This window comes from Streptomyces achromogenes, assembly GCF_030816715.1.
GTDB classification, from domain to species: Bacteria; Actinomycetota; Actinomycetes; order Streptomycetales; family Streptomycetaceae; genus Streptomyces; species Streptomyces achromogenes_A.
The window spans coordinates 8996667-9019294 of sequence record NZ_JAUSYH010000001.1; the positions used below are offsets into that span (position 1 = coordinate 8996667).

General features: G+C 69.8%; 20 protein-coding genes and 5 pseudogenes. 14 read left to right on the top strand and 11 right to left on the bottom strand.

Annotated features, from left to right (window positions below; translation table 11 throughout):
* Window positions 1-96 precede the first annotated feature (96 nt).
* Window positions 97-567 carry an ATP-binding protein gene (locus QF032_RS39565; RefSeq protein ID WP_307060546.1) on the bottom strand — a complete coding sequence of 157 codons (471 nt, stop codon included), beginning with the start codon at window positions 565-567 and terminating at the stop codon, window positions 97-99.
* Between the two features lie 1256 nt (window positions 568-1823).
* Here QF032_RS39565 and QF032_RS39570 point away from each other — a divergent pair.
* The 4 genes from QF032_RS39570 to QF032_RS39585 all read left to right on the top strand — a co-directional run bounded on the left by QF032_RS39570 (window position 1824) and on the right by QF032_RS39585 (window position 5389).
* The gene (locus tag QF032_RS39570) at window positions 1824-2156 is read left to right on the top strand and encodes a helix-turn-helix domain-containing protein (protein ID WP_307059944.1); all 333 of its coding nucleotides are present in this window, start codon (window positions 1824-1826) and stop codon (window positions 2154-2156) included.
* Between the two features lie 58 nt (window positions 2157-2214).
* Complete coding sequence (trhA, locus tag QF032_RS39575) at window positions 2215-3009, top strand: PAQR family membrane homeostasis protein TrhA (protein WP_307049633.1); 795 nt, start codon at window positions 2215-2217, stop codon at window positions 3007-3009.
* 199 nt (window positions 3010-3208) lie between these two features.
* Window positions 3209-4447, top strand: coding sequence for a PP2C family protein-serine/threonine phosphatase (locus QF032_RS39580; protein WP_307059946.1), 1239 nt, complete (start codon window positions 3209-3211; stop codon window positions 4445-4447).
* Window positions 4448-4807: 360 nt separating this feature from the next.
* A complete protein-coding gene (locus QF032_RS39585) occupies window positions 4808-5389 on the top strand; it encodes a hypothetical protein (protein WP_307049637.1) in 582 nt (193 codons plus the stop codon).
* A 131-nt stretch (window positions 5390-5520) separates the two neighbouring features.
* On the opposite strand, the pseudogene QF032_RS39595 reads toward QF032_RS39585, so the two are convergent.
* Window positions 5521-6089, bottom strand: a pseudogene (locus QF032_RS39595) (fatty acid desaturase family protein); the annotation flags it as partial.
* 167 nt (window positions 6090-6256) lie between these two features.
* On the opposite strand from QF032_RS39595, the pseudogene tpg reads away from it, so the two are divergent.
* Window positions 6257-6813: pseudogene (gene tpg, locus QF032_RS39600) on the top strand (telomere-protecting terminal protein Tpg).
* 151 nt (window positions 6814-6964) lie between these two features.
* On the opposite strand, the gene QF032_RS39605 reads toward tpg, so the two are convergent.
* Entirely contained in the window at window positions 6965-7333 is a 369-nt protein-coding gene (locus tag QF032_RS39605) for a hypothetical protein (protein ID WP_307049643.1), read from the bottom strand.
* Between the two features lie 109 nt (window positions 7334-7442).
* Here QF032_RS39605 and QF032_RS39610 point away from each other — a divergent pair, with 109 nt between their 5' ends.
* Window positions 7443-8369, top strand: coding sequence for an AraC family transcriptional regulator (locus QF032_RS39610; protein ID WP_307059948.1), 927 nt, complete (start codon window positions 7443-7445; stop codon window positions 8367-8369).
* A gap of 605 nt (window positions 8370-8974) precedes the next feature.
* Here QF032_RS39610 and QF032_RS39615 read toward each other — a convergent pair.
* Together QF032_RS39615 and QF032_RS39620 are read right to left on the bottom strand one after the other, a co-directional pair.
* The gene (locus QF032_RS39615; RefSeq protein ID WP_307059949.1) at window positions 8975-10081 is read right to left on the bottom strand and encodes a hypothetical protein; all 1107 of its coding nucleotides are present in this window, start codon (window positions 10079-10081) and stop codon (window positions 8975-8977) included.
* 322 nt (window positions 10082-10403) lie between these two features.
* Window positions 10404-13982 carry a HEAT repeat domain-containing protein gene (locus tag QF032_RS39620; RefSeq protein WP_307049650.1) on the bottom strand — a complete coding sequence of 1193 codons (3579 nt, stop codon included), beginning with the start codon at window positions 13980-13982 and terminating at the stop codon, window positions 10404-10406.
* Window positions 13983-14425: 443 nt separating this feature from the next.
* Here QF032_RS39620 and QF032_RS39625 point away from each other — a divergent pair, with 443 nt between their 5' ends.
* A complete protein-coding gene (locus QF032_RS39625; protein WP_307049652.1) occupies window positions 14426-14632 on the top strand; it encodes a hypothetical protein in 207 nt (68 codons plus the stop codon).
* Here the strand turns inward: QF032_RS39625 and QF032_RS39630 are convergent.
* Together QF032_RS39630 and QF032_RS39635 are read right to left on the bottom strand one after the other, a co-directional pair.
* Window positions 14613-14960 carry a hypothetical protein gene (locus tag QF032_RS39630; RefSeq protein ID WP_307049654.1) on the bottom strand — a complete coding sequence of 116 codons (348 nt, stop codon included), beginning with the start codon at window positions 14958-14960 and terminating at the stop codon, window positions 14613-14615. The two genes, QF032_RS39625 and QF032_RS39630, sit on opposite strands and share 20 nt — an antisense overlap.
* On the bottom strand, window positions 14961-15323 hold the full coding sequence (locus tag QF032_RS39635) for a hypothetical protein (RefSeq protein WP_307049656.1): 363 nt from the start codon (window positions 15321-15323) through the stop codon (window positions 14961-14963). It abuts the gene before it with no gap.
* An 11-nt stretch (window positions 15324-15334) separates the two neighbouring features.
* On the opposite strand from QF032_RS39635, the pseudogene QF032_RS39640 reads away from it, so the two are divergent.
* A pseudogene (locus tag QF032_RS39640) lies at window positions 15335-15487 on the top strand (ribonuclease BN); the annotation flags it as partial.
* A gap of 87 nt (window positions 15488-15574) precedes the next feature.
* Here QF032_RS39640 and QF032_RS39645 read toward each other — a convergent pair.
* Window positions 15575-15745 (bottom strand): hypothetical protein, encoded by a 171-nt coding sequence (locus QF032_RS39645; RefSeq protein WP_307049658.1) that lies wholly within the window; start codon window positions 15743-15745, stop codon window positions 15575-15577.
* Between QF032_RS39645 and QF032_RS39650 the strand changes: the two genes are divergently transcribed.
* From QF032_RS39650 to QF032_RS39675, 6 genes and pseudogenes are all read left to right on the top strand, one after another.
* On the top strand, window positions 15744-16088 hold the full coding sequence (locus QF032_RS39650) for a phosphatase PAP2 family protein (protein ID WP_307049660.1): 345 nt from the start codon (window positions 15744-15746) through the stop codon (window positions 16086-16088). The genes QF032_RS39645 and QF032_RS39650 overlap by 2 nt on opposite strands.
* 155 nt (window positions 16089-16243) lie before the next feature.
* Window positions 16244-16663: a phage holin family protein gene (locus tag QF032_RS39655; protein ID WP_307059951.1), complete on the top strand. Its 420-nt coding sequence runs from the start codon at window positions 16244-16246 to the stop codon at window positions 16661-16663.
* Window positions 16660-17151 carry a DUF3618 domain-containing protein gene (locus QF032_RS39660; RefSeq protein ID WP_307059954.1) on the top strand — a complete coding sequence of 164 codons (492 nt, stop codon included), beginning with the start codon at window positions 16660-16662 and terminating at the stop codon, window positions 17149-17151. Before QF032_RS39655 ends, QF032_RS39660 begins: the two co-directional genes overlap by 4 nt.
* A gap of 32 nt (window positions 17152-17183) precedes the next feature.
* Window positions 17184-17413: pseudogene (locus QF032_RS39665) on the top strand (DUF4235 domain-containing protein).
* An 87-nt stretch (window positions 17414-17500) separates the two neighbouring features.
* On the top strand, window positions 17501-17779 hold the full coding sequence (locus tag QF032_RS39670) for a hypothetical protein (protein ID WP_307059956.1): 279 nt from the start codon (window positions 17501-17503) through the stop codon (window positions 17777-17779).
* 626 nt (window positions 17780-18405) lie between these two features.
* Complete coding sequence (locus tag QF032_RS39675) at window positions 18406-19395, top strand: magnesium and cobalt transport protein CorA (protein WP_307059957.1); 990 nt, start codon at window positions 18406-18408, stop codon at window positions 19393-19395.
* Between the two features lie 770 nt (window positions 19396-20165).
* On the opposite strand, the gene QF032_RS39680 is transcribed toward QF032_RS39675, so the two are convergent.
* The 3 genes and pseudogenes from QF032_RS39680 to QF032_RS39690 form a co-directional block, all read right to left on the bottom strand.
* On the bottom strand, window positions 20166-20927 hold the full coding sequence (locus QF032_RS39680) for a ZIP family metal transporter (RefSeq protein ID WP_307059959.1): 762 nt from the start codon (window positions 20925-20927) through the stop codon (window positions 20166-20168).
* A gap of 212 nt (window positions 20928-21139) precedes the next feature.
* A pseudogene (locus tag QF032_RS39685) lies at window positions 21140-21632 on the bottom strand (NF041680 family putative transposase); the annotation flags it as partial.
* A 97-nt stretch (window positions 21633-21729) separates the two neighbouring features.
* Window positions 21730-22589, bottom strand: a protein-coding gene (locus QF032_RS39690; protein WP_373430513.1) for an IS5 family transposase whose coding sequence is annotated in 2 segments (ribosomal slippage) — window positions 21730-22230 and window positions 22233-22589 — 858 coding nt in all. Because the reading frame shifts where the segments join, the coding sequence is not laid out codon by codon here.
* Window positions 22590-22628: the final 39 nt, after the last annotated feature.

Consider the following 22628-nt stretch of genomic DNA (forward strand, 5'->3'; position numbering starts at 1 on the left):
TGTTGCGCGCCGGCCGGGCCGCCGCGCCCGTGCCGCGGCATCAGGGCACTGAGGTGCAGCACCGGATGTGGAGAGGCAGCCCGGTAACCGGGCCGGTCACACCAGGCGGCCTGCGGGGTGGCCGCCGGGATCGTCGGCCAGCACGATCGCGGCTTTGACGCGCTTGCCCACCGGCTCGCGGCGGATCTCGAAGCTGCGGCACACGGCCATCACGATCTCCAGGCCGTGCTGGCCGATCCGGTTCGGATCGGCTTCCTGGGGCACCGGCAGGGCAGGATTGCTGTCCCAGACGCTGATCTCGGCGGCACCGTCGTTGACCTCCAGATCCAGCAGGCACGGGCCGGGCGCGTACTTGTGCGCGTTGGTCACCAGCTCGCTGACGACCAGCTCAGCCAGGCCCATCGCACGCTCCGACACCGGGATCCCGTGAACGGCCTGTACCTCGGTCATGAAACGGCGGGCCGCATCCCGGGCGTCACCGATCCGCTCCCCACCCTCCAGGGAGACTGCGGACCGTAGGGGACGGGCGGCCAGCGACTGATCCTCGTCGTGCACCACTGGCCCCATGCCGCCGCCTTGTCCCTGAGCAACCCCGTTGAGGGCGTTCACCTACCCCCGAAACTTGACCCCACGCAAACCCTCGCATCACGGTTGCCGAAGTCACTGAGTGCGGCGGCGACCTCAGGCGGGGAATGCCGGTGGGGGAGAGGTCGGAGCTGGTGTGGCACCAGCGTGCGGGGTGGCCCCGCCGGCCGGAGGCATCGCGGGCGACGTCGCACCCCCAGCTCGGGTTCCACCAGAAGTGACGTTCAGCGTCTCCCGGCTGCCCGCCCGGCGGAGAACGACCGGACCGTCCATGGATGACCCGGCCGCGCCGGGCAAGTGGCCCGGCGACCGATGAGCTGGACGGGTCCCAAAGGGCGGGAGCCATGACATCCCTTGGGACCCGGCCGGGGGCGCGCGGTTCAACGAGACCGCGACGCCTCACGCGTGGCCCACCGGTCTCCGGGTGGCCCCCTCGGCCTGGGCGGAGTCCATGTGGGCCCTTATCCCTACTCGAGGTCGATTACCTCCCCGTCGGACACGCATAAAATCTGTGTTGGCCGGAGTAGACATTGGGCGGTGGTGTGGTTATGGTTTCTCTCGTAACCCAGAGAGACAGCAGGGCCTGGCAGACACGAACTGCCAGGCAGCAGTACGCAGTTGCAGTTCGCAGGACGGTGCGGTGGTGGAGTTCCGAAGCCAGGATTGTAGGACGGTGACGGGACTGACGACCGGACCGGGTGGCCCGCAGTGATCAGGGGCCGCCATGAGCAGTACCGCAGTGGCAGTACCCGCAAGTGAAGGGCGCAGTACCCAGCAGTGCAGTCAGTGAGCGGTACCTCGGTGAAGGCGTCGGCTGCGGACGCGCGCACCGGGAGGTTCGGCAGTGGGGTTCCAAGCCAGAGCAGATGCAGGACGGGCGACGGGGCTGGCTGCCGAAGAGTGGCGCTGTGACAGGTCACGGAGCAGGTCGCATCACCAGTAGTACGCAGTAGAGCAGTACCAGCATTGAGGGAATGAACGGAGGAATTGGGCGCCATCAGGATCGCCCGGGCGGCTTGTTGAGTCCGGGTACCGCAGGACATCGATAGCGAGGTGGTCTCCGGTCGAGCAACCGCGATCCCAGCACTCCCGACAGCATTCCGGTCGGGTGTGCGGTGACAGAAGGCCGGCGCAGTAACAGGGCCGGCAGATGGTGTAGCAGTTCCTTCGGGCCCTGGCGCCGTACGGCGCCAGGGCCCTCCACGCGTTCCCCTCCACGCATTTTGCAGAGAGGTCAGATGACAGCAGACGACACCGTCAGCCGACTCGACGACGACGATTACCCCGCCTACACCATGGGCCGGGCCGCCGACATGCTCGGAACCACCCAGAACTTCCTGCGCGCCATCGGCGAACACCGCCTCATCACCCCGCTGCGCTCCGAGGGCGGACACCGACGCTACTCCCGCTACCAACTGCGCATCGCCGCACGCGCCCGGGAACTCGTCGACCAGGGGACCCCCGTCGAGGCCGCGTGCCGCATCATCATCCTTGAGGACCAGCTCGAGGAAGCCCAGCGCATCAACGCCGAACACCACCGAAGTGCAGCCCTGCATACAGCCGCCACATGATACGCGGTCCGCGATGCCGCCTGACTGCACGCTTCCGCCATTTCAAGAATATGAGCGCATGATCGCCGAAGACAGTGAGCCGCCGTCCCACGGACGGGAGCCCCGGCCCGGCCCGGGCAACCCGCCCGACACCCTGCGAGTCCCGGCGGTGGAGACGTCTCCCGTCGCTACCGGCCGGCTGACTGCCGCTACCGGCCTGGAAGGCGGGGTGGAGCGGGCGGCGGCTGCGCTCAAGCCGCGGTTGCGCGGCTGGCTGCACGCCGGCGTCTTCCCTCTGGCGCTCGTCGGCGGGATCGTCCTGATCGCCGTTTCGCGTACGGGCGCGGCGGTGGCGGCCTGTGCGGTGTATGCGGTGTCGGCGTGCCTGCTGTTCGGCACCAGCGCGGTCTACCACCGCGGAACGTGGGGTTCGCGCGGGGAGGCGGTGCTGCGGCGGCTGGACCACGCGAACATCTTCCTGATCATTGCCGGCACGTATACCCCGTTGGCGGTACTGCTGCTGCCCGAAGGCCGCCAGAGTGTGCTGCTGACGGTGGTGTGGGCGGGTGCGCTGGCAGGGATCGCCTTCCGCATCCTGTGGATCGGGGCTCCCCGGTGGCTGTACACCCCGTGTTACATCGCGTTGGGCTGGGTGGCCGTCTTCAACCTGCCCGACTTCGCGCGCACCGGCGGCACCCGCGTCGTCGCGCTCGTCATCACCGGCGGTCTGCTCTACACCGCGGGCGCTGTCGTCTACGGACTCAAGCGCCCCGACCCCTCACCGGCCTGGTTCGGCTTCCACGAGGTATTCCACGCCCTGACCATCACCGCCTTCACCGCGCACTACACCGCCATCCTCCTCGCAGCCACCTGACGGTGTCAGCGGCCAGAAGCCGGGTCCGATGGTGGAATGTGACCTTGTCCGGGTACCGGGCGCAACACCGGTCTTCCGCGTCTTTCGGGGCGAAGTCCCGAGCGTCATCGAGCAGTGAGGAGCCGCCATGACCGTAAGAGGGCCGGACGGCGGGGGGACCGCTCGTCCTCCCCGGGGCGAACGTGGCCGGGGCAGGGCGATGACGTTGGCGGGGACGCTGGCGGCGGCGGAGGCCGCGGCGCCCGTGGAGTCGCTCGACGTGGTCGCGCGCATGCTCCAGGAGCGCCTCGGGGCGGTGTCGGTGTCATTCCTGATCACCGACTTCACCGGCAGTTCGGTCGTACGGCTGGGGGCGGCGGGCAGCGTCGACACCGATGAACCCGCCCGGCGCATCACGCTGCGCGGCACCCTGTACGACGATGTGATCCGTACCCAGCGGCCGGGCGTGGAGGACAAGGGCGAGGCCGCGCTGGTGCGGATCGTGGCCCCGGTGACCAACCGCGGTGACGCCATCGGACTCCTCGAGCTGTTCCTGCCCGAGGCGCCGGACGCCGCGGCGATGCAAGAGATCGGCGATACCGCGCACGCACTGGCGTACCTCGTCATCGCCAACCGCTCCTTCACCGACGTGTACCAGTGGGGACGCCGGACCAAGCCGCTGAGTCTGGCCGCGGAGATCCAGCACCGGCTGCTCCCTGCCTCGCTGGCCTGCGAGGCGGCGCAGTTCGCGGTGGCCGGGGCCCTGGAGCCGGCCGACCACGTCGGGGGCGACACCTTCGACTACGCGATCGACCGGGACACCGTCCAGCTCTCCGTCACCGACGCCATGGGGCACGATGTCGAAGCCGCGCTGCTGGCCACTCTCGCGGTGGGCGCCCTGCGCCGGGCCCGGCGGGCCGGTGCCGATCTCGCCGAGCAGGCCCGCCAGGCCGACCAGGCCATGCGCGAGCACCGCCCCAAGGGCTACGTCACCGGTCAGCTCCTGCGTATCAGCCTGATCGACGGCAGGACCGAGTTCATCAACGCCGGGCACCCCTGGCCGCTGCGGATGCGGGACGGGCAGGTGCGGGAGATCACTCCGAAGGTCGATATGCCGTTCGGCTTCGACGCCCCTCACACCTACCGGATCCAGTCGCTGGACCTGCGGCCGGGCGACCGGCTGGTGATGCTGACCGACGGCATGCTGGAGCACAACGCAGGCAGCCTCGATCTGTCCGACCTGATCGTGCGCACCCGCGCGCTGCATCCCCGCGAGGCTGCCCGCACCCTCATCGCGGCGGTCGTTGACGCCAACAACAGCCACCTGCAGGACGACGCGACCGTCATGTGCCTGGACTGGCACGGCACCAACCACTCCCAGCGTGACGCCGCCACCGGCGCCGACCTCACCGACGCCTCACAACCGTCAGGGACGGGACGGATTACTCCCGGGCGATGATTCTGGGCGGGTGTTCCGGCCGACCAAGGCCGCAAAGCATGGGAGCTGACTGAGGCGAAAGCCGCTCGGGGCATGAGCGAACGTGCCGTCCTGGAAGGGGCCGAGAAGCACGTCCTGGGGCCAAAACCAGCCGTCCAGGCGGCGCCCGTCATTGTCCGGGGGAACGACATGAGCCTGGAGGGCAGCGCTGTCCCGGTCTCGGTGGCCGCCGTCTCGCACCCGGACTGCCCTGGCGTCTTCCTACGGGGACTTACATCCGTCCGGGTCAGTCGCGATGGCGGCGGGACCAGGCTCCAGTGAGGGTGGAGTGGTGCTCGACGCTCCCGTCGGCACGTGTCCCCTGTCCCAAGGAGTACCGTCATGTCCGATCGCAATACCCTCATCCGCAGCCTGCACGATGTGGGTCTGGCAGCCTGGTTCGGCGGCTCCCTCATGGGGGCGGTCGGTCTCAATGGGGCAGCGAAGGATCAAAGTGAGACGGCCCGAGTCAGGGCGCGGATCGCCTCGTCGGGGTGGGCGAAGTGGACGCCCGTCAATGCCGGGGCCATCGGCGCGCACCTGTTCGGCGGCGGCGGACTGCTTGCCGCGAACGCTCACCGGGTCGCCGCCCAGAAAGGCGTGGGGGCCTCCACCACGGCCAAGACCCTCGTCACCGTTGCGGCCCTGGCCGCCACCGCCTACGCCCGGGTCCTGGGCAAGAAAGTCGAGCTGGCCTCCTCCTCCGACCCGCAGGACGCCGAGGAGGCGGCCCAGCACCCCATCGACCTCGACAGCGCCCAGCGGCAGCTGGCTGTGGCGCAGTGGGCGGTTCCGGCTCTGACCGGATGCCTGGTGGTGCTCAACGCCTTGCACGGTGAGCAGCAGCGTCCTGAGGAGCAGCTGCCCGGCATGTGGGAGCGGGCACGCTCCGCTGCCACTCCCTTCATCCCGCAGCACTCTTGAAAGATCTGCTCGCGCCGGGTGCGGAGCGCCGATCAGCTCGGAATCGAGCCCCGGCTATCTCCAACGTGGGGAAGAGGCCCGTGGCGAGGGACGAGGACTGCAACCCGGGCGGCCGGCGGAGGCGGTAGCGACTACGTGGCGTCGGCCTTGTCACCCCGCAGCCCCTGGGCGTGGACGCGGGCGCGCCTGAGGGGTGCCCCGGCCTGGTGGAGGCTGGTGAGCGCCTGCCGGTAGGAGGCGATCAGCCCGGTCTCCAGGTAGTCCACGCCCAGGTCCCGCAGTAGCGGCGGACGATGGTCCGGGCGATGCGCAGGTCGGGGCTGGACATGCTGGGGAACAGGTGGTGCTCGATCTGGTGGTTCAGCCCGCCCAGTGCGATGTCGGTGAGCCGGCCGCCGCGCACGTTGCGTGAGGTGAGCACCTGGCGGCGGAGGAAGTCCGGGCGGTCGTCGCTCTTCAGAATCGGCATGCCCTTGTGGTGGGGAGCGAAGAGGGAGCCGAGGTAGAGGCCGAACAGGCCCTGGTGGACGGCGATGAAGGCGATTGCCATGCCGGGCGGCAGGAGCCAGAACTGGACGGTCAGGCGGAGCGCGCAGTGCGCGAACAGCAGGGCTCCGTCGAGTGTGCGGTGCTTGAGCGAGCGGTTGGTCAGCGCCTTCCCACTCGACACGTGCAGGCTGAAACCCTCCAGGGTGAGGAGCCAAGCTCGGCATCAACCCGGGCCTGGTCAAGCACGAGGGCACCCAGAGCGTCCTGTGGGGTGAAGAGGTCCGCGAGCGGTTCGACGCCCCGGAGCTCAACCTCGCCCGCTACATCAAAGACGGCACCGTCGCCGACGTCGACAACGGAGAGTAGGAGAAGGCGACGATGAGCCTGTTCGGGGACGGCCTGGAAGCCGCAGTGCAGAAGGCGTTCACCCGCCCTGCGCCCAAGAGCGCGGGTACGCAGATGCGGTACCTGGTCAAGCAGCTCAAGGGCACCAAGGCAGTCGCCCAGATGCTACGGATCTCCCAGCGCACCGTCGAGCGGTACGTGAAGGACCAGATCAAAAGGTCCCGCCCCGACCTCGCCGCGCGCCTGGAGCGTGAGGTGAAGGCCCGCTGGCAGCCGCAGATTAGGGCCAAGGCCCGCGAGAAGGCGGCGACAACCGGCGGCATCGTCATCGACACCCGCGGCCGCCTCGGCTACACCGCGCCGATCGGGTCGACGGACCAGGACCGCATCCGGCACCGACCGTCGCCCTGCCCCCGCAGTACGCGGCCCGACTCCTCCAGGCCCAGGAGCAGGACGCCACCGAGCAGCGCCTCCAGGAGCTCGCCGCTGAGGCACTCAAGGAGGTGTACTTCCAGGACGGCGGCCGCCGCGCCGGAAGCCTCGAAGAGGTCCGGTTCACGGACATCGAGCACCTCGAGTTCGACCTGTAGCAGCCGCGCCCCGAAACAACCCGCGAGCTCCGGACCGAGGTGGTCCGGGGCGGAGGCGCTGGGGCTGGCGTGACCGGGACTCACGCCGAACGGCCCACGCTGCCCCCCGACAGCGCGGGCCGCCCGCTCCTCCCCGTCCCCGGACGACGGTTCAGCAGTGCGGCAAGGCGCTCTGGTCGTGGTAGTAGCCCCACTCGTCGAGGTTCACGTCGTTCACCCACACGTTCCTGTGACCGGTGTCGTCGTCGGTCTTGAGCCAGATCTGGCTGCTGCGCCCGTTGGCGTAGTAGAGCTGGCCGACGGTCCAGCAGTAGAAGTAGTTGCGGCCCGCGTACAGCGTGCCCGCGTGGGACGAGTTTTCCGCGTCGGGCGTCCAGTGCGTCCACTGGGTGACGACGGTGTTCAGGTACGTCTTGGCGAATGCCGGCTGTGCCTGCGCCTGCGCGCCTGAGGCACCGGCGAGGACTCCCGTCGCCACCAGAAGTGCGGTGAGTCCGGCTCGAACTGAGCTTGTACGCATGTCTGTTCTCCTCCAGGGCTGTGCCCGTGACGGTGTACGCCCCTAGCCTGGAGATCCAAGTGGCACGGGTCTTGTACGAAGGCGCAATCGCGGCGGGGGTCGGGCAAGAGTGAGCGAACCGGTCGACCGGGGTGAGTACGTCGGAGGAGTGGCGCAGCCGCTGCGCGGGAGCGTCATCCGTTACCGCGGTCACCGCATGGCAGGCGCGAGACCCCTCAGGGTCACCCTGCCCTCGGCGACCGTCACCCTGCTCCTGGGGTGGGGGCACCCCTTGCACGTGCAGAGTGGCCCGCAGGACGGCTCGTCGCTCGGCGAATGGCCGGCGATGATCGCGGGTCTGCAGGCGAGTCCGCTGCTGGCGGGCTTCCGCGGCGCGGCCTTCGCCGTCGAGATCGAGTTCAGTCCCCTCGGCGCGCGTCGACTGCTGGGAACGTCGCTGCACCACCTCGCCAAGGCGGTCGTCGATCCCGACGGGATCCTGGGGGCCGGCTGGACCAGGGAAGCCACCGAACGGCTGATGGCCGCGCCGAACTGGCCGCAGCGCTGGCAGATCCTGGATTCCCTGCTCCTCCCGCGGCTCGCCGGCCCGCCTCCCCCGCCCGTCGTCGCCGAGGCGTGGCACCTACTGCGGACCCGCGACGGCGCCGTATCGCTGAGCGACCTGATGGCGGTGACCGGTCTCGGCAGCCGGCGCCTGCAAGGCCTGTTCCGTGACCACATCGGTCTCCCCGCCCAGACGGTCTCCCGGATCCTGAGGTTCCACCGCACCCTCGGCGTCGCGTCGAGCGGCTGCGGTTCTCTCGCCGAACTGGCCGTACGGGGCGGATATCACGACCAGGCGCACATGAACCGGGACTTCCGCGCCCTGTCCGGACAGACACCCGGGGAACTGTGCACGATCATGGAGCGGGCGCCGGCGCGGGGACACGACGGTCATATCCAGCCGTTCAACGACTTCGGTCTGCGCCACCAGCCGCGCCGGCAGCCCGGCCCGCCGGCGGTGCCTGCGGTTTCGGCGGAAGAGGGGCGGGCGTAGCATGATCGGTCGGCTTCCCCTGGACGAGCAACTCACGGCCCTGCGCCTGGATCGCGTTCTCCGAATCCGCCGCGAAGCAGCTGGAGAACCTCACCAGCGAGGCGAGATCCGCATCCTGGTCGTCGTCTCCGTCGGGCCGGACGTCAGCGAGCCCATCCCGGCGACACCGCCGGCCCCAGCTGCACGAGATCGACCGAGCGGTACAAGAAACGCAAAACCGTCGAACGAGCCATCAACAAGCGCAAGAACGCCCGAGCAGTTGCCACCCAATACGAAAGCGCGGCTACGTCTACCTCGGCACCGCCACCGCCGCAGCCCTCGCCATCTGGCTCCGCACATGATCGACCCCGGCAGCGGCTACTCGGCGGAGTGCGGGCCCGTCTTGCCTGTGAACGGGAAGAGCAGACAGCCCTCCGTGCACTGGCCTCCGGGCGGGTGGTACGGCCAATCCTTCCCGAACCGATACAGCAACGTCAGTGCGATGACAGCCGCGAGCGGGGTGAGCCACACGGCTGCCTGGCTTTGTTCACGAGATTGAGATTGGACAGCAGATGTCGACCACTTTTCGAGGCACTGGAGGCTGGCGCTGTTCGATTGGCAGACGGCTAGAAGAGGTCGGCCGAGACGCCCTGCGTGAGGTTCTCGAGGATCGTGCGCAGCCACGGGATGCGTACGGCTGGTAGCCGGACCAAGGTGTGCTGGAACGTTCCCCGGTCGGCCCGGAACAGGTAGTTGGGAAGCAGCGGGAACGGGTCGTCGCGGAGGACGTCTTGGGGTATGCGGCCCGACGCGGGAACCGGCAAGTACGACTGGGGAGAGACCAGCCACAGCCACACCCCCAGCGGCAGGGGCACCAGGTATGCCGGCGCTGTCGGGCCGGCGGGGGTCCAGGTCTGACCCGTCTGGGGATGGACCGGTACGAGGAGGATGTCGACGCCCGCGTCCGGGGAGGACTGGCCCGGTCCAGCCAGGGCGGCGCGCCGCTTCGGGGGACCCGCCGGCAGCAGGGCGTCGAGCGTACGTTGGAACACGTCCGCGGTCAGACCGCCCGGGACCTTCACCGGCTGCCCTTGGGAGGCAACCAGCAGGTGGGCGAGCGCCTGGCCGGCTGCCGCCTCCCACTGCGGACTCCACGACCAGTAGTGGTTCGACCCCAACCGTCCTCCCCACGTGGCGATCGGCTCGAACGGGGGCGTTTTCTCCCCCTTTTCTGCCAACTCCGCCCAGGAGAGGGGCGCGGCGTGGATACCGTCAACGGGGACGCGGTGCACGGCGTCCGAGCTGAGCCGCACTGCCTGCCAGAGCGAGCAGTCGTCGACCCTGGTTGCCACAGGGAGGTGGCATGCCTCGCAGGCCATGTTGGGCCCGTCGGATCCGTCGAGGCCGCAGCAGGCACCGCCGCGCTTCTCAGGGATCAGCCGGGTTCCACGGATATCACCGGGCGCGATGACGCTCGCACCGGGCGTGCTGTCGGACAGGGCGTAGACCGGCGCGTAGATGCCTCGCGCCTCCGCCTCGCCCGGATCGATCTCGTCCCACATCCGCCACGGCCCTCCCCAGGGGTCCGGGTCTACGGCAAACGTCCCGGACTCCATGAGCACCGGAAGCTGGGCCCCGTTCCCGTACTTCTGACGGGCGTGGACTGGCAGCGAGACCTGGGACAGCGGGGTGGTCAACTCTGCGCTGCATCCCGCACACACGAAAACGAACAAATGTCCTCCGCCTGGGAAACAGGCGCATCGTCGCAGCTCGCCAGCAGCCAGACAACATGATTTCTCATCCCTTGCGGGAACGGCACCTGCCACCGCCGTGGAGTATCAACGCAGCGGGCAAGTGCCAGCCGCTACCTCTGACTACGGCAAGCGACTCACTCAGTGTTCGCATTCCCGGCGTGCTGTGGCGCCTCCCGAAGTGGGGAACATCTGCTGCCCATTCTCGTGAACGAAGCCAATACCTGCCTGATCGGCTCGAGGTCCATGAGGAGCAGCAGCCGTGACGGGTCGCCCGTAGACCCGTCATGGGCAGGACGGGCCGTCACATGTCGTCGGCGAGGCGTTCGGCCAGGGCCAGCACCTCCGGGTCGTGGGGCCACCGGTCGGCGAGCGCCCGCACGGCCGCCTGTCGCAGTCGCCAATCGGAGTCGTCGGCGGCCCGCTGACGCAGCAGCACCTCGGTGGCGGGGTCGTGGCGCCAGCCGCCGGCCAGCGCCTCGACCGCCGCGCGCCGGCTCGTCGCCTCGGTGCCGTCGGCGACGATGCCCCGCAGCAGCTCGCCGGTCGCCCGTTCCTCGCGCCAGCCCGCGGCCAGGAGGTGGATGACCCCAGCGCGCAGGAACTTGTCGGGGTCGTCGACGGCGAGCCGACGCAGCAGATCGCGGGTCCGCGAGATACGAAAGCCCAGGACGAGGGCCCGGACGGCAGCCGTGCGGACGTAGGAATCGGGATCCTTCACGGCCCGCTCACGAAGCAGTTCCTCGGTCGCGGGGTCGTCGCGAAGGCTCGCGCCCAGCATCCGTACCGCCGTCGTCCGTACGTACGTGGCATCCAGGCGGACCGCGAGTCTGGGCAGCAGCAGCCGGGTGTCCGGGTCGTCGCGCCATCCGGAGGTAAGGGCGAGAACAGCCATTTCGCGCGTCCTCGGCTCGCCCTCGCCGTCGGCGATGCGGCGCAGCACCGCTCCGGCCTCGGGGTCTCCCGGCCACAGAGAGCCGAGGGCCCACAGCGCGGCCTGCCGCACCGACTCGCTTGCCTGTGAGGCGGCGAGCCCGCACAGCCACGACAGCGTACGCGGATCATCGCGCCATCCCGTGGCCAGGACCCGCACGGCGGCCACGCGGACTTCCGCGTCCGGGTGTCCCTCGGCGCGCTCGCGCAGCAGCAGGGGAGTCCTCGCGTCGGCGCGGCGGTCGACGACGAGTGGCCCGAGTGCGGTGATGCGCAAATCCTCAGCCGGTGCGGGGTAGGACGCGAGGGCAGCGTCAGGGCGGACGGGCCCGGGCCGCATCCGGTCGAGCGCCTGCTTCGCGGCGTCGCGCAGCCACCCCTCCTCAGCCTGACCGGCGGCGACGTCCTCCAGCAGTTCCGCGGTCCGCGGGTCGTCGGGCCAGCCCTGGACCAGGACGGGAAACAGGTCAGCCCGCAGGTCCGGGTCCCGGTCGTGCGCGGCCCGCTCGCGGACGGCGGCCCCGGCGTCGGGGTCACCCGGCCAACCGGAAGCGAGGCACCGCACCGCGGTGAGGCGGACTTCGGGGTCCGGGTCATCGGCTGCGTACCGGCGTATCGCGTCGAACGTCTCGGGCTCGTCGCGCCAGCCGTTGACGAGTGCCCCCAAGGCTCCCCGGCGGAGGTAGGTGTCGTCGTCGCCGAGCCAGTGTCGCAGCGAGCGTGCGGCGGACGGGTCCGTGCGACGGGCCAGGGCGAACAACCGGACCCAGCCCTCCCTCATCTCTCCATCGGGGTCCGTCTCAGCGCATTCGCGCAGCAGTTCGGCCAGTCGCGGGTCATCGGGCCGTTCTTGGACGAGCGCGCGCAGGGCCTCCACCCTGGTGGCCGGCGTGGGGCCGAAGACCGCCTGGCTGTAGAGGTGCTCGTAGAACTCCGGGTGGTCGCCCAGCAGCGCGGCGCCGACCTGTGCGGCCGGTGGTACCTCGAACCAGGCGAAGTTCTCCCCTTCCCGCATGACACTGAGGAACTGACCGCGCGCCAGGTACCAGTCGTAGTACTGCCGATGGACAGCGGGACAGCGTGTGCCGAGCCGGGCGACCACGGGCGGCAGGGTTTGTTCCACCGCGAGCATCACCGGCGAACCAGCCTGTGCTCGTTCCGCGACCACGTGCTCGATCAGCGCGATCACCGCGCTGACGACGGCGGAGCATTGGGCAGGCAGTGCGCCGGGGTCGCGGACCTCACCGAGGCAGCGGGCGGCGAGCACGATGTGGTGGGGGATCTCGCGCGAAGACGCCCCGGACAGGCGGACGAACCACAGCGGATCCGCCGCCAGGAGGTGGTCGACGATCCGTCCGGCGACCCGAGGTTCGACCATGCCCGCGGTGAGGACGAGGGGTTCGTGCCGGGAGGGGGCGTTCCAGTGCTCGCCGTACTCCTGGTGAACCAGTGCGTCCTCAGTCAGGCTGCGCTCCACGGTGAGCCGGTGGTGGAGATCCGCCGCGTCGAGGTATTCGAGCAGCGCGCGATGGAGGAATCCGTACATCGCGCCGCCGAAGTGACTGAGGATCCCGTTGCGTACGCGGAACTCCTCCAGCATCGCGCGGGTGAGCGCCGGCGAGCGATCGGGTGGGAGCTTGTCGCGCAGGTATCCGTCGAGCTCCGCGGTCAACTCCCCGTCCGTCAGGAGGTTTCCCGCCGTCCCGCCCGCCCCGGTCCGCATCCGATGGGCCACGCGGCGCAGCAGCTCCATCCGCTCGCCGGCGCGCAGGCGCCCCGCGTCCTCGGCCACCCGTTTGTCGCGCGCGAACCGGCCGGGGTCCCACTGGGCGATGAACGTGCTCACGGTCTGTTCGAGCACCGCGCGCCGGTCCCTCGGCAGATCCCGGTGTTCACCGCGAAGGGCCAGCAGGGTGAGCATCAGCGGGTTGCCCGCCAGCTCAGCCGCCGCCGGTGTGTCGTCGACGGCGGCCAGCAGCCGCTCCCGCAGACGGGCCGCCTCGGCGGGTTGTTCGGGGAAGGCCGAGCGGTACCAGCGGGTCACGAACGCGTCGATCCGCGCCCTGTCGAAGTCCCGCAGTACATGCACGCGAAAGCCCTCGCGTTCGAGTACGGCGTGCTGGTAGTCGACGATCCGGGACGTCACCACGAGGCGGGCGCTCGGGTAGCGTTCCGCGAGCCCCGCGATCTCGCCGGTGACCTCCTCGCGCAGCCGTGGGTCGAAGACCTCGTCGAGCCCGTCGAAGATCAGTACCGCGCGGCCACCGGTACGCAGGTACGCGTCCAGCACGTCCTTCGGCAGTCCGGGCCCTTGGGTGTGGTGGAGGCGGTCGACGAGGTCGAGGAGTGTGCCGGTGCGCCACTGCGGGTCGGCGTACGCGCCGAGCTCCACCAGGAGCGGCAACGCCCCCGCGAGCGGCGCGAGATCCGCGTCCACCTCATGATCTTTGTCCATCGCGTCCGCGAGCGTCAGCGCGAGGTAGCGAGCCAGTGTCGACTTGCCGTGGCCCGGATCGCCGAGCAGCACGATCCGGCGCGCGTCTTCTTGGGCCAGTACCTGGAAGACGGGGCGGGTCCGGCCGTCGTCCAGCGGCCAACGGTCGGAGGCCGATGCGTCGGCGCGGCGGGCCGACGGTGCGCCCAGCCCCCCACCCTGCGTCGGCGTCTCCGGACGAACGGCCGGGGCGACGAACACGTCGGTCAACCGGAGTGGATCGGAGCGGACCGGCGAATGCGGGGAGGCGGCGACGGCGAGGTGTACGTGCCGTCGCCGCAGTTGGGCGAAGTACGTCTTGCGCGCGGCGTCGAAGCCGGCCGGCGCGGGGCGGGCGCGGCGTGCGGAAACGGCATCCTTGTACCAGCGTCTCCACTGATCCTCATCGCCCAGCGCCGCGTTCTCCGGCCCAAATCCCTTTGCGTCCCTCGCCCGCTTGATCAAGTTTTTCAGCACGGGACTGAATGTGTTCCAACTCCCCGGGTGGTGGCCGCTGGCTCTCATCCAGTCGCTGATAACACTCCTGCTCAAAGTCTTCTCGCTGTCGGTGCCCCCCGACTTTTTTGCCACCGCTGTCAGGTCGGCGCGTCTGGCGGCTTTCGCCACCGCTGTCAGGTCGGGGTGTCCGGCGGCTTCGTGCAAATCCCGAAGCTGCTTGATGAACGCCAGCCGTTCCGCGCTCGGGACACTTCCACCTGCCATGAGACTCCCCCTCCGGCGCGTCCTGCCGTCCGGTCCGGTCCGGTCCCGTCCGGGCCGGACAACTCGCAGAATCTGATCTGACCTGCGCTTTTGCACGGGTCGAGGTGAGCGGTCGCCGGCGGGGCGGCCTTGTTGCTGCTGAACTCAGGCGAGACCGACTGCCGAGTACTTCTCCGATCGAGGAAAAGGAGTCTTCCATGAGCACCGCGATGATCACCCTGCTTTTCGGAATCTGCTTCGCCCTTTTGGCGTCCGCCCTGTTCGCGGCCGTCGTCGGCTTGGCGGCCCGCATAGGAGGAGCGAGTCCCGCCTCGGCCTTTTCCCGGGCTGGTGACGCATTCACCAAAGCCCTGAATCTCACGCTGCTGATCATCGGCCTCGTCGTCACCGTCGCCGCCCGTTGAGGCAGCGGCGGTTCACCCCTGCTCGTCGCCCAGGAAGAGCGGCCGGCGGTGGGCGCCGTAGATGGACATGGTGTCGTGCATCTCGATGTCCCGCGCCGGCCGCGCGAGCCGGAGGCCGGGGAAGCGCCGGAACAAGTTCCTTGAGGGCGGTCTGCATCTCCAGGTGCGCGAGCTGCTGGCCCGTGCGCTGGTGGATGCCGAAGCAGAAGCCCAACTGCCCCTGCGCGGCCGGGTTGGCGATGTCGAGGGTGTCCGGGTCGGGGAAGCGGTGGGCGTCGCGGTTGGCGGCGACCAGGGACACCGTCACCGCCTCACCGGCCCTGATCACCTATCCGGCCAGCTCGACGTCCTCCAGGGCGGCCCGGGTGGGGCCCGCGTGGATGATGGTCTGGTGCCGCATGAACTTTTCCACGGCGTGCTCGGCGAGCGAGGGGTCGGTCAGGAACCGGGCCAGCTGGCCCGGGAGTTCGAGGAGGGTGAAGACGCCCAGGGAGGGCATGTTGGCGGTCGTCTCGTGGCCCGCGACGAGCAGCGCGATCCCCATGAAGGTCACTTCGTCGTCCGTGAGGTCGCAGCCCGTGAGGTAGCTGAGCAGGTCGTCGGCGGGCGCGACGCGCTTGCTGAGGACCAGCCGGCGCAGGCGGCCGGCTCCACACCGAAGGACTCGCGGCGCTGACCCGATGGTGGCCACCGCCGGCCTCCACCCACCCGACGATTCTGCTCGGCCTGGAGTTCGACGCGGAGATGGCCCGCCGGCGCGCCGTCGCCGGCGGTCTGCCCGAGGACGAAGAGCCCTATGTCCTGCCCCGCGACACCCGTGCGTGGAGCGAGGAAGACCGGCGCCGCCTCGAATGAGGTAGTTGCCGAGGTCGTCGAGTTAGGCGCTGCTCAGACCGGGAAGCCGCAGCTCATGAGAGTGCTGGCGGATCTTCGTGAGGGTGATCACCGCTTGACGCGGTGGGTGGCGTCGTGGCCGTCGACCTGCGTACGGCGGGTTCTGCCGGCGGTGGAGGAGACGGCCGAGCACACCAAGCTGTGGTGGGGCTGCGCTGTGGCCTTGTCCGCCGTCGGGTGGCGGGGGCGTAGGGCTGCGGCCAGCGGTCTGGCGAGCATGGCCGTGGCAGAAGTCGCCTCCAACTGTGTCCTCAAGCAGATATGGCACCGGCGCCGACCGCCGAAGGAATGGATCTCGCACGAGGAGGTCGATGACCGCCCCGACTCCTCGTCCTTCCCGTCCGGGCACACCGCCGCGGGCGTGGCGTTCAGCGCCTCAGTGGCGGCGGTGTGGCCGTGGGCGGGCGCGGTGTGTGCGGTGCCCGCCGTCATGGTGGCCGTCGAACGCGTGCACACGGGCGCCCACTACCCCTCCGACGTCGCCGTCGGCGCCGCGACGGGTCTGGCCGCGGCCACCTTGGTACATCGTGCTCCCCGACTGGCCCGGCGCTTGCTGCTGTGACAGCCACAAGCCACCGAAACCGCAGGTCCCCTGGATGGTTATGTCCGCTCCCGGGTACCCGTGGCACTGCCATGCCTCGGTCCACGGCACACGGGCCGACGCCTCCGTCCAGGGCAAGGACTACTACCGGCAGCTGAGAAAGGCGGCAATCCATCATGAGTACGCAGGATTCCCACCGCGTCCCGAGCGGCTCGCAGGAGCCGGTGGGCGATCTGGTCCAGCGGGCCTCCCAGCAGCTGACGGAGCTGGTGCGCGGGGAGATGCGGCTGGCGCAGGCGGAGATGAAGGAGAAGGGCAAGCGGTACGGCAAGGGCGGGGGCCTGTTCGGCGGGGCCGGTCTTGTCGGCTTCCTGACGCTGCAGGCCCTGGTCGCCACCGCCATCGCGGCGCTGGCTGTTCCGCTCCCGGTGTGGGCCGCAGCCCTGGTCGTCACCGCCGTTCTCGGTGTGATCACCGCCGTGCTGGCCCTGACGGGCAAGAAGGAGGTCAGCCAGGCGGCACCGCCAGCGCCGCAGCAGACCATCGACAGCGTCAAGGCCGATGTGGCCGAGATCAAGGAGAGTGCAAAGCGATGACCCAGTCGCCCCCCGACGAGCCCACCGCCTCCAGCACCGAGCAGTTGCGCGAGCAGGTCGAGCAGACCCGCCAGGAGCTGGGGGAGACGGTCGAGAGCCTGGCAGCCAAGACGGACGTCAAGGCCCGCGCGCAGGAGAAGGCGACCGCACTGAAGGAACAGGCGGGCGTGTTGACGGAGCAGGCGGGCGCCAAGGCCGCGGAGCTGGCCGGGCAGGTCAAGGTGAAGGCTGCCGAGGCTGCGCACCTGATGCAGGACAAGCTGCCCGACCCGGTCAAGGACAAGGCCACCGCGGCCGCCGAGCAGGTGAAGGCCAAGGCCGGGCAGGTCGGTCGGGTGTGGCAGGACAAGACACCCGAACCGGTCCGCGCCAAGGCCCATCAGGGCGCCGAGGCCGCCCGCGACAACCGCACCGTGCTGATCGTGGCCGGCGGCGTGGCGGTGGCCACGTGGCTGCTGCTGCGCCGCCGTGGCAGGAGGGAGCCGTGAAGGCATCGAGAATCGCCTAAAAGCCGGTCGGTCTGGCGCGGCGCGCTCAGCGGGTGTGCTGGCCGGCGGGCTGTTCAAGCAGATGGGGAAGAAGCTCGGCCATCACGAGGACGCCCCGGACGCCACCGACGAGGACCGCACCTGGCATGAGGTCCTGCGTGCCGCAATCCTGCAGGGCGCGGTCTTCGCCGGGGTCAAGGCCGCCGTCGACCGGGCAGGAGCCGCCGGCACCCGCCGCCTGACCGGAACCTGGCCCGGCTGATCCACCTGTCGGCGGGCACCCCCTCCCGGGTGCCGCGCACCGCCGGACGTAGCCCCCGCATCTGGCCCGCGACGGTGAGAGGAAACCGTGACCGCACACCGCTCATTGGCCGCTCTCACCGCCGCGGCCGTCACCGCAGCAGTGTTGCTGGCCCGGTGGTGGGTGAGCTCCCGCCCCAGCGCCAACAGTGCCCCCCGACACGAAACCGGCCCCGCCGAAGACGACCGGATCAGCGAACTCCACCCTGCGCTACTGGACTCCGCCTCCAACCACGCGCTGCGTGAGGCTGAAGAACTCCTCAGCCGGCAATGGAACCGGCTGTGGTCGCTCTATCCACGTCACCCCGACGACACCACGCCCCACTGACACCAGCAGATGGTGGCAGGGGCCGCTCACATCGCGTCGAACCCGCCACACGGCTCTCACTTACAGCAGCGCCGGACACCCGTCCCCCCGTCCTGGTGCGCCCCGACGGCACCTGCGAGCGGCTGATCATGCGCTATCGGAGGCGGGCAGCCTGACGGGCTGGTTCCCGGGTGAGGCGCCGGTCTTCACCATGGTGACGCCCGCCCGTCGAGAGGCTCGGTGACCGGCGGTGGCTGCCGCACCTGGTCAGGCAGCGTCGGCGGCACGCCGGTGCCCACAGTCGTTGCCGGCCGACTCCGCCTTGAACCCGGGCGCGGGACGAGGGACAGGTGGCGTTTGGTCCTGACATGCCGCGCGGGCCGCGGGGGTGCCGGCTGCCTGAGCAGCCACTCCTCACAGCGTCCCAACGCCATCACCAGGCACAGCAGCCCCGGGGGGCAGCAGGAAGACGGCGAAGACCACGACAGCTCCTCGTGATGGACGGCTCCTTCCGTTCGGGTAGCCCTGCTCGGCCGAACGGAAAGCCTGGTCGCGCGGTGTGGCGGCCATGTGTGGACGGCATGCCTGGCGGCTGGCTGTCGATAGACGGCAGGCATGCATTCGCCGCAGCGGTGCATGCGTGAAGGATGAGGTGTGTCATCTACCGTGAGTCAGCGGGCGAGCCGGAGCAGGTGGACTGCCGACAGGGCGACAAGGGCCGTGCGGCGGTGCTGGACAGTCTGAAGCGGGCGGGGGAAGACGAGTTCTGCTGGGTGCATCTGGACGATCCCGGCCCAGGCGATCTGCAAGAACTGGCGGGCCCTCTGGGCCTGCATCCGCTGGCCGTCGAGGATGCCGGGGAGGCGCACCAGCGGCCCAAGCGGGAGCGGTACGGCGACGTGCTCGCGGTGGCGCTGAAGACGCTGTGGTATGTCAAGGACGGCTGCGAGGTGGAGACCGGCGAGGTGATGGTCTTCACCGGCCCGCGTTTCGCCCTGACTGTCCGTCATGGCCCGGCCGACCCCACCGGCGAAGCAGCCCGACGGCTTGGTGAGGATCCGCAGATGCTGCGGTTCGGGCCGGTCGCCGTGCTGCACGCCGTCCTGGACACGGTGGTCGACTCCTACACCGAGGCTGCCCTCCAGGTCCGCACCGACCTGACCGCGCTGGAGCGGCGCGTGTTCTCCCCCGAGCGCGAAGACTTCACCGAGCCGATCTACTCGCTCAAACGCGAGGTCCTGCAATTCCGCGACGCCGTCCAGCCTCTGGTCCCGGTCGTGCAGGACTTCGCCAGCCCCCACGCCGGATGGCCCGAGGAACTGCTGCCGTACTTCCGCGACGTCGCCGACCACACGCACCGCACCGACACCGAGGTGCGCTCCCTGGACGAGTTGCTCAACTCCGCCCTCGACGCCCACCTTGCACGGGTGGGGACCTGGCAGAACGACGACATGCGCCGCATCTCCGCCTGGGCTGCGATCCTGGCCACCCCGACCCTCGTCGCCGGGATCTACGGCATGAACTTCGCCCACATGCCGGAACTGAGCTGGACCTACGGATACCCCCTCGCCGTCGCCGTGATGGCCGGCGCCTGCGCCCTGCTGCACCGGACCTTCCGCCGCAACGGCTGGCTGTGAACACCAGACGCCTCCGTCCGGCCGACGGAGGCGAGGCGCCACCCGCGCCGGTGCCGCCCCCGGAGGTGTCAATCGGGAACGAGCTGATCGGCCAGGCGGCGGCCTGGGCCCGCAGCGCGCCGTGCGTCGCCAGTGCATCCGGATCGTCCTGCACAGTGCCGGGCAGCTGCCGGTGGAGCTCGTCCAGAGCCGGTACACCGTCGGCTCCACCAGCACGACCGCCACCCACGGAGCGACGAACGCCATCGGAGCCTGCAACCACCAGCCTGCCACCGCCCACGCCATACAGGCGGCCAGCGCCGCCTTGCCGGCCTGCACCATCAGATCGCGTTCACGGCCCGGTTCCGCCCACGCTCGCCGCACCGCCCGTCAGGCAGCCCCGCCATGACGTCGAACCGCCCCTGTCGCCCAACCCGTCCACTCCATGGAACAGCAAGTGCCGTACCAGCGACGACAGATGCACCCTGGTGGGCACCTTCACGGCAACCGACGTGGGCAAACGGCACCGGACGCACACGACAACTCCGCCTCACACGCCGTCTCGGTCCAGACGCGGGCTACGGGGCCGATCGAAGTCCTGACCTCCGTCAACGGCGGTTCACCCACAGAGCTGCAAGGTCGTTATCAGGACCCCCCCGCACCGTGCGGGGCCCCGGTGCTGTCGTGGCAGATTGTCCCGGGGCCCCGCCGACGCCCTGGCGGCCAGAGCCTCGGACGAGACTCGTGCACCACCTGCCACACACAGTCCACCCGCTTCCAACCCCAAACGGTCAGGTGTGGGAGAGGGCGAAGGAGACGAGGAAGCCGCTCACCGTGATCAGCCCGATGGCCAGGTGGGCGTCATCGAAGGCTTCGGGAATCATTGTGTCGGCGATCATCGCGAGGATCGCCCCGGCCGCCACAGCGGTCACCGCTGCGATCACAGCGGGAGAGAAGGAACCGACCACCGTGTAACCGAGGACGGCGGACACCGTGCTGGCCGCGGCGATCGCCGCCCAGACACCGAAGACGTAGCCCCGGCCGCGGCCGGCCTTCTTCATCCCGGCCGAACTGGACAGCCCCTCGGGGACGTTGCTGATGAACACCGCAGCCACCGTCACCAGACTGACCGCACCGCCGTCGAGCAGGCTGACGCCGATGACCGCGGACTCCGGCACCCCGTCGAGCAGGGCGCCGAGCGCGAGCGCCGTCCCGGATCCGCCCTGCTCGGCCTCCGAGGGTTGCGCCTCCGCCCGCTCGTGACCGGAACGCTTGCGGTGCCGGGCGCCCCGGCGGGCCAGCCACACGTTGCCTCCGGTGTAAGCGATGGCGCCGATGAGGGTCCCGATGGCCGCGGGAGCAAGTCCCGCCTGCTCGTACGCCTCCCCGACCAGCTCGAAGGAGACCGCCGAGATCAGCACCCCGGCCCCGAAGGCCATCACGGTCGCGATCACCTTCTGCGGTACTCGTAGCCCGTACCCCAGCGCGGCACCGAGCAGCAGCGCTGAGCCCGCCACCAACCCCCACAGTCCAGCCTCTACTACTTCAGCCATGCCGCCCCGTCTACCCGCTATGGGTACGGATCAACGGCCAACCGGCGCGACCATGTGGGCAGGGCAGACGGAAGTGCTCGAAGGAACCCCGCAGCATCCGACCCGTGCCGCTGAGCAGCGGCCAGCCAACGGGCGCGGCAGCTGGTGTCCCGCGTCGGCTCCGCCGCCGCGCCGGGCCGCACACGGTGGGGCGGGGCAGGTCAACTTGCCGTTTATCCAGTGCGGCGGGGTTTGGTGCCGACCTTGTGGTGGGTCGGTCGGCGGTGAAGTGCGCTGGTGACCAGGAGCAGGTCCACGTCGTAGCGTTCAGCTGGGCGGCGGTTCTTGCAGCCAGGTGGGCGTCCGGGGCCCGGCCTGGAGGGTTTCGGCACTCCGGCCGGCGTTGAGATTTTGACGTGCAGGTGGCGGAACCCTCGGCGGACCCGGGCCGGGGTGAGTCTGTTCGCGGGGACGGGCCTTTCCCATGGGCGTCGAAGGTCGATGGCCAGGGGGACGGGCGAGGCGGAGTTGGGTGTAGGCGGCGATGATCAGCCAGGTCCAGTTGTCCGCCGCCCTAGGGATCGCGCAGTTTCGGGGCGGTCCAGCCGAGGGTCTGCTTGATCATTCTGAAGAAGTGCTCGATGTCGACCTTCGGAGGAACACCTGCCAGGCCAGGTCGACGTCTTCGGATTCGGCAAGAGACCACGCCGCGGCCGGAGTTCGATCCGAAAAGGCACTCGCTGGCCCAGCGCGAGCGGGCTAACTGATCGTTTCAGAATGAGTTGAGCTGTGGGTCTTGTGCTCGGTGATCTAGGGTCCGTCTTCAAACGGATCTTGCCCAGAGCAGGAATGACGCGAGACTGACCGCTGCTTCGTAGGAGGTGGCGGTCTTGTCGTATCTGGTGGCGATGCCACGGAAGCTTTTGAGCTGGTTGAAGCAGCGTTCGACGACGTTGCGTCGGCGGTAGATCTGCCGGTCGAATGCCGGTGGCCTGCCTCCGTGACGGCCGCGGTTGTGGCGGTGTCGCCGCTGGTCGTTCTTCTCCGGGATGGTGCACGTGATGCCGCGTTTGCGCAGGTAGGCGCGGAAGCCGCGGGAACTGTAGGCCTTGTCGGCGACGATCTGGTCGGGTCTGCAGCGGGGCCGGCCCTGGCCGGTTCGCGGTACGCGGATGCGTTCCAGGAGGGGGCGTGCGCAGATGCTGTCGTGGCGTTGGCCTGGGGTCAGCAGAACGGCGAGGGGACGGCCGCGGCCGTCGCAGGCGAGGTGGATTTTGGTGGTCAGTCCGCCTCGGGACCGGCCGAGGGCGTGATCGTCCGGTTCGTCCGGGCTGTGGATCCCCCTTTTGGGCCGGTGGCGGCGGCGTGCTGGTGGGCCCGGACGATGGTGGAGTCGATCTGGACGAGCCAGTCGATGTCGCCGGCCGCGTCAGCGCACGCTTGGATCTGTTGGAGAGCCCGGGTGAACACGCCGTCCAGGGCGTAGCGGCGGAAGCGGGTGTAGACCGTCTGCCACGGCCCATAGCGTTCCGGCAGGTCACGCCAGGAGATCCCGGTCCGGATCTTGTAGACCATCCCGTTGATGACCTGCCGGTCCGACACCCGCGGACGACCTGTCGCGGCCCGCGGTATGAGTGGAGCGAGTAACTCCCACTCCTGATCGGTGAGTTCATGGCGGCGTATCACCCCACCATGATCCATCACATGATGATCTTTGAAGAC

Excerpts from the sequence above, each read along its gene's own strand:
- QF032_RS39565 (WP_307060546.1), bottom strand. The coding sequence starts at position 567 with ATGGGGCCAGTGGTGCACGACGAGGATCAGTCGCTGGCCGCCCGTCCC.
- QF032_RS39570 (WP_307059944.1), top strand. The coding sequence starts at position 1,824 with ATGACAGCAGACGACACCGTCAGCCGACTCGACGACGACGATTACCCC.
- trhA (WP_307049633.1), top strand. The coding sequence starts at position 2,215 with ATGATCGCCGAAGACAGTGAGCCGCCGTCCCACGGACGGGAGCCCCGG.
- QF032_RS39580 (WP_307059946.1), top strand. The coding sequence starts at position 3,209 with ATGACGTTGGCGGGGACGCTGGCGGCGGCGGAGGCCGCGGCGCCCGTG.
- QF032_RS39585 (WP_307049637.1), top strand. The coding sequence starts at position 4,808 with ATGTCCGATCGCAATACCCTCATCCGCAGCCTGCACGATGTGGGTCTG.
- QF032_RS39605 (WP_307049643.1), bottom strand. The coding sequence starts at position 7,333 with ATGCGTACAAGCTCAGTTCGAGCCGGACTCACCGCACTTCTGGTGGCG.
- QF032_RS39625 (WP_307049652.1), top strand. The coding sequence starts at position 14,426 with ATGAGCACCGCGATGATCACCCTGCTTTTCGGAATCTGCTTCGCCCTT.
- QF032_RS39650 (WP_307049660.1), top strand. The coding sequence starts at position 15,744 with ATGGCCGTGGCAGAAGTCGCCTCCAACTGTGTCCTCAAGCAGATATGG.
- QF032_RS39645 (WP_307049658.1), bottom strand. The coding sequence starts at position 15,745 with ATGCTCGCCAGACCGCTGGCCGCAGCCCTACGCCCCCGCCACCCGACG.
- QF032_RS39655 (WP_307059951.1), top strand. The coding sequence starts at position 16,244 with ATGAGTACGCAGGATTCCCACCGCGTCCCGAGCGGCTCGCAGGAGCCG.
- QF032_RS39660 (WP_307059954.1), top strand. The coding sequence starts at position 16,660 with ATGACCCAGTCGCCCCCCGACGAGCCCACCGCCTCCAGCACCGAGCAG.
- QF032_RS39675 (WP_307059957.1), top strand. The coding sequence starts at position 18,406 with ATGAGGTGTGTCATCTACCGTGAGTCAGCGGGCGAGCCGGAGCAGGTG.
- QF032_RS39680 (WP_307059959.1), bottom strand. The coding sequence starts at position 20,927 with ATGGCTGAAGTAGTAGAGGCTGGACTGTGGGGGTTGGTGGCGGGCTCA.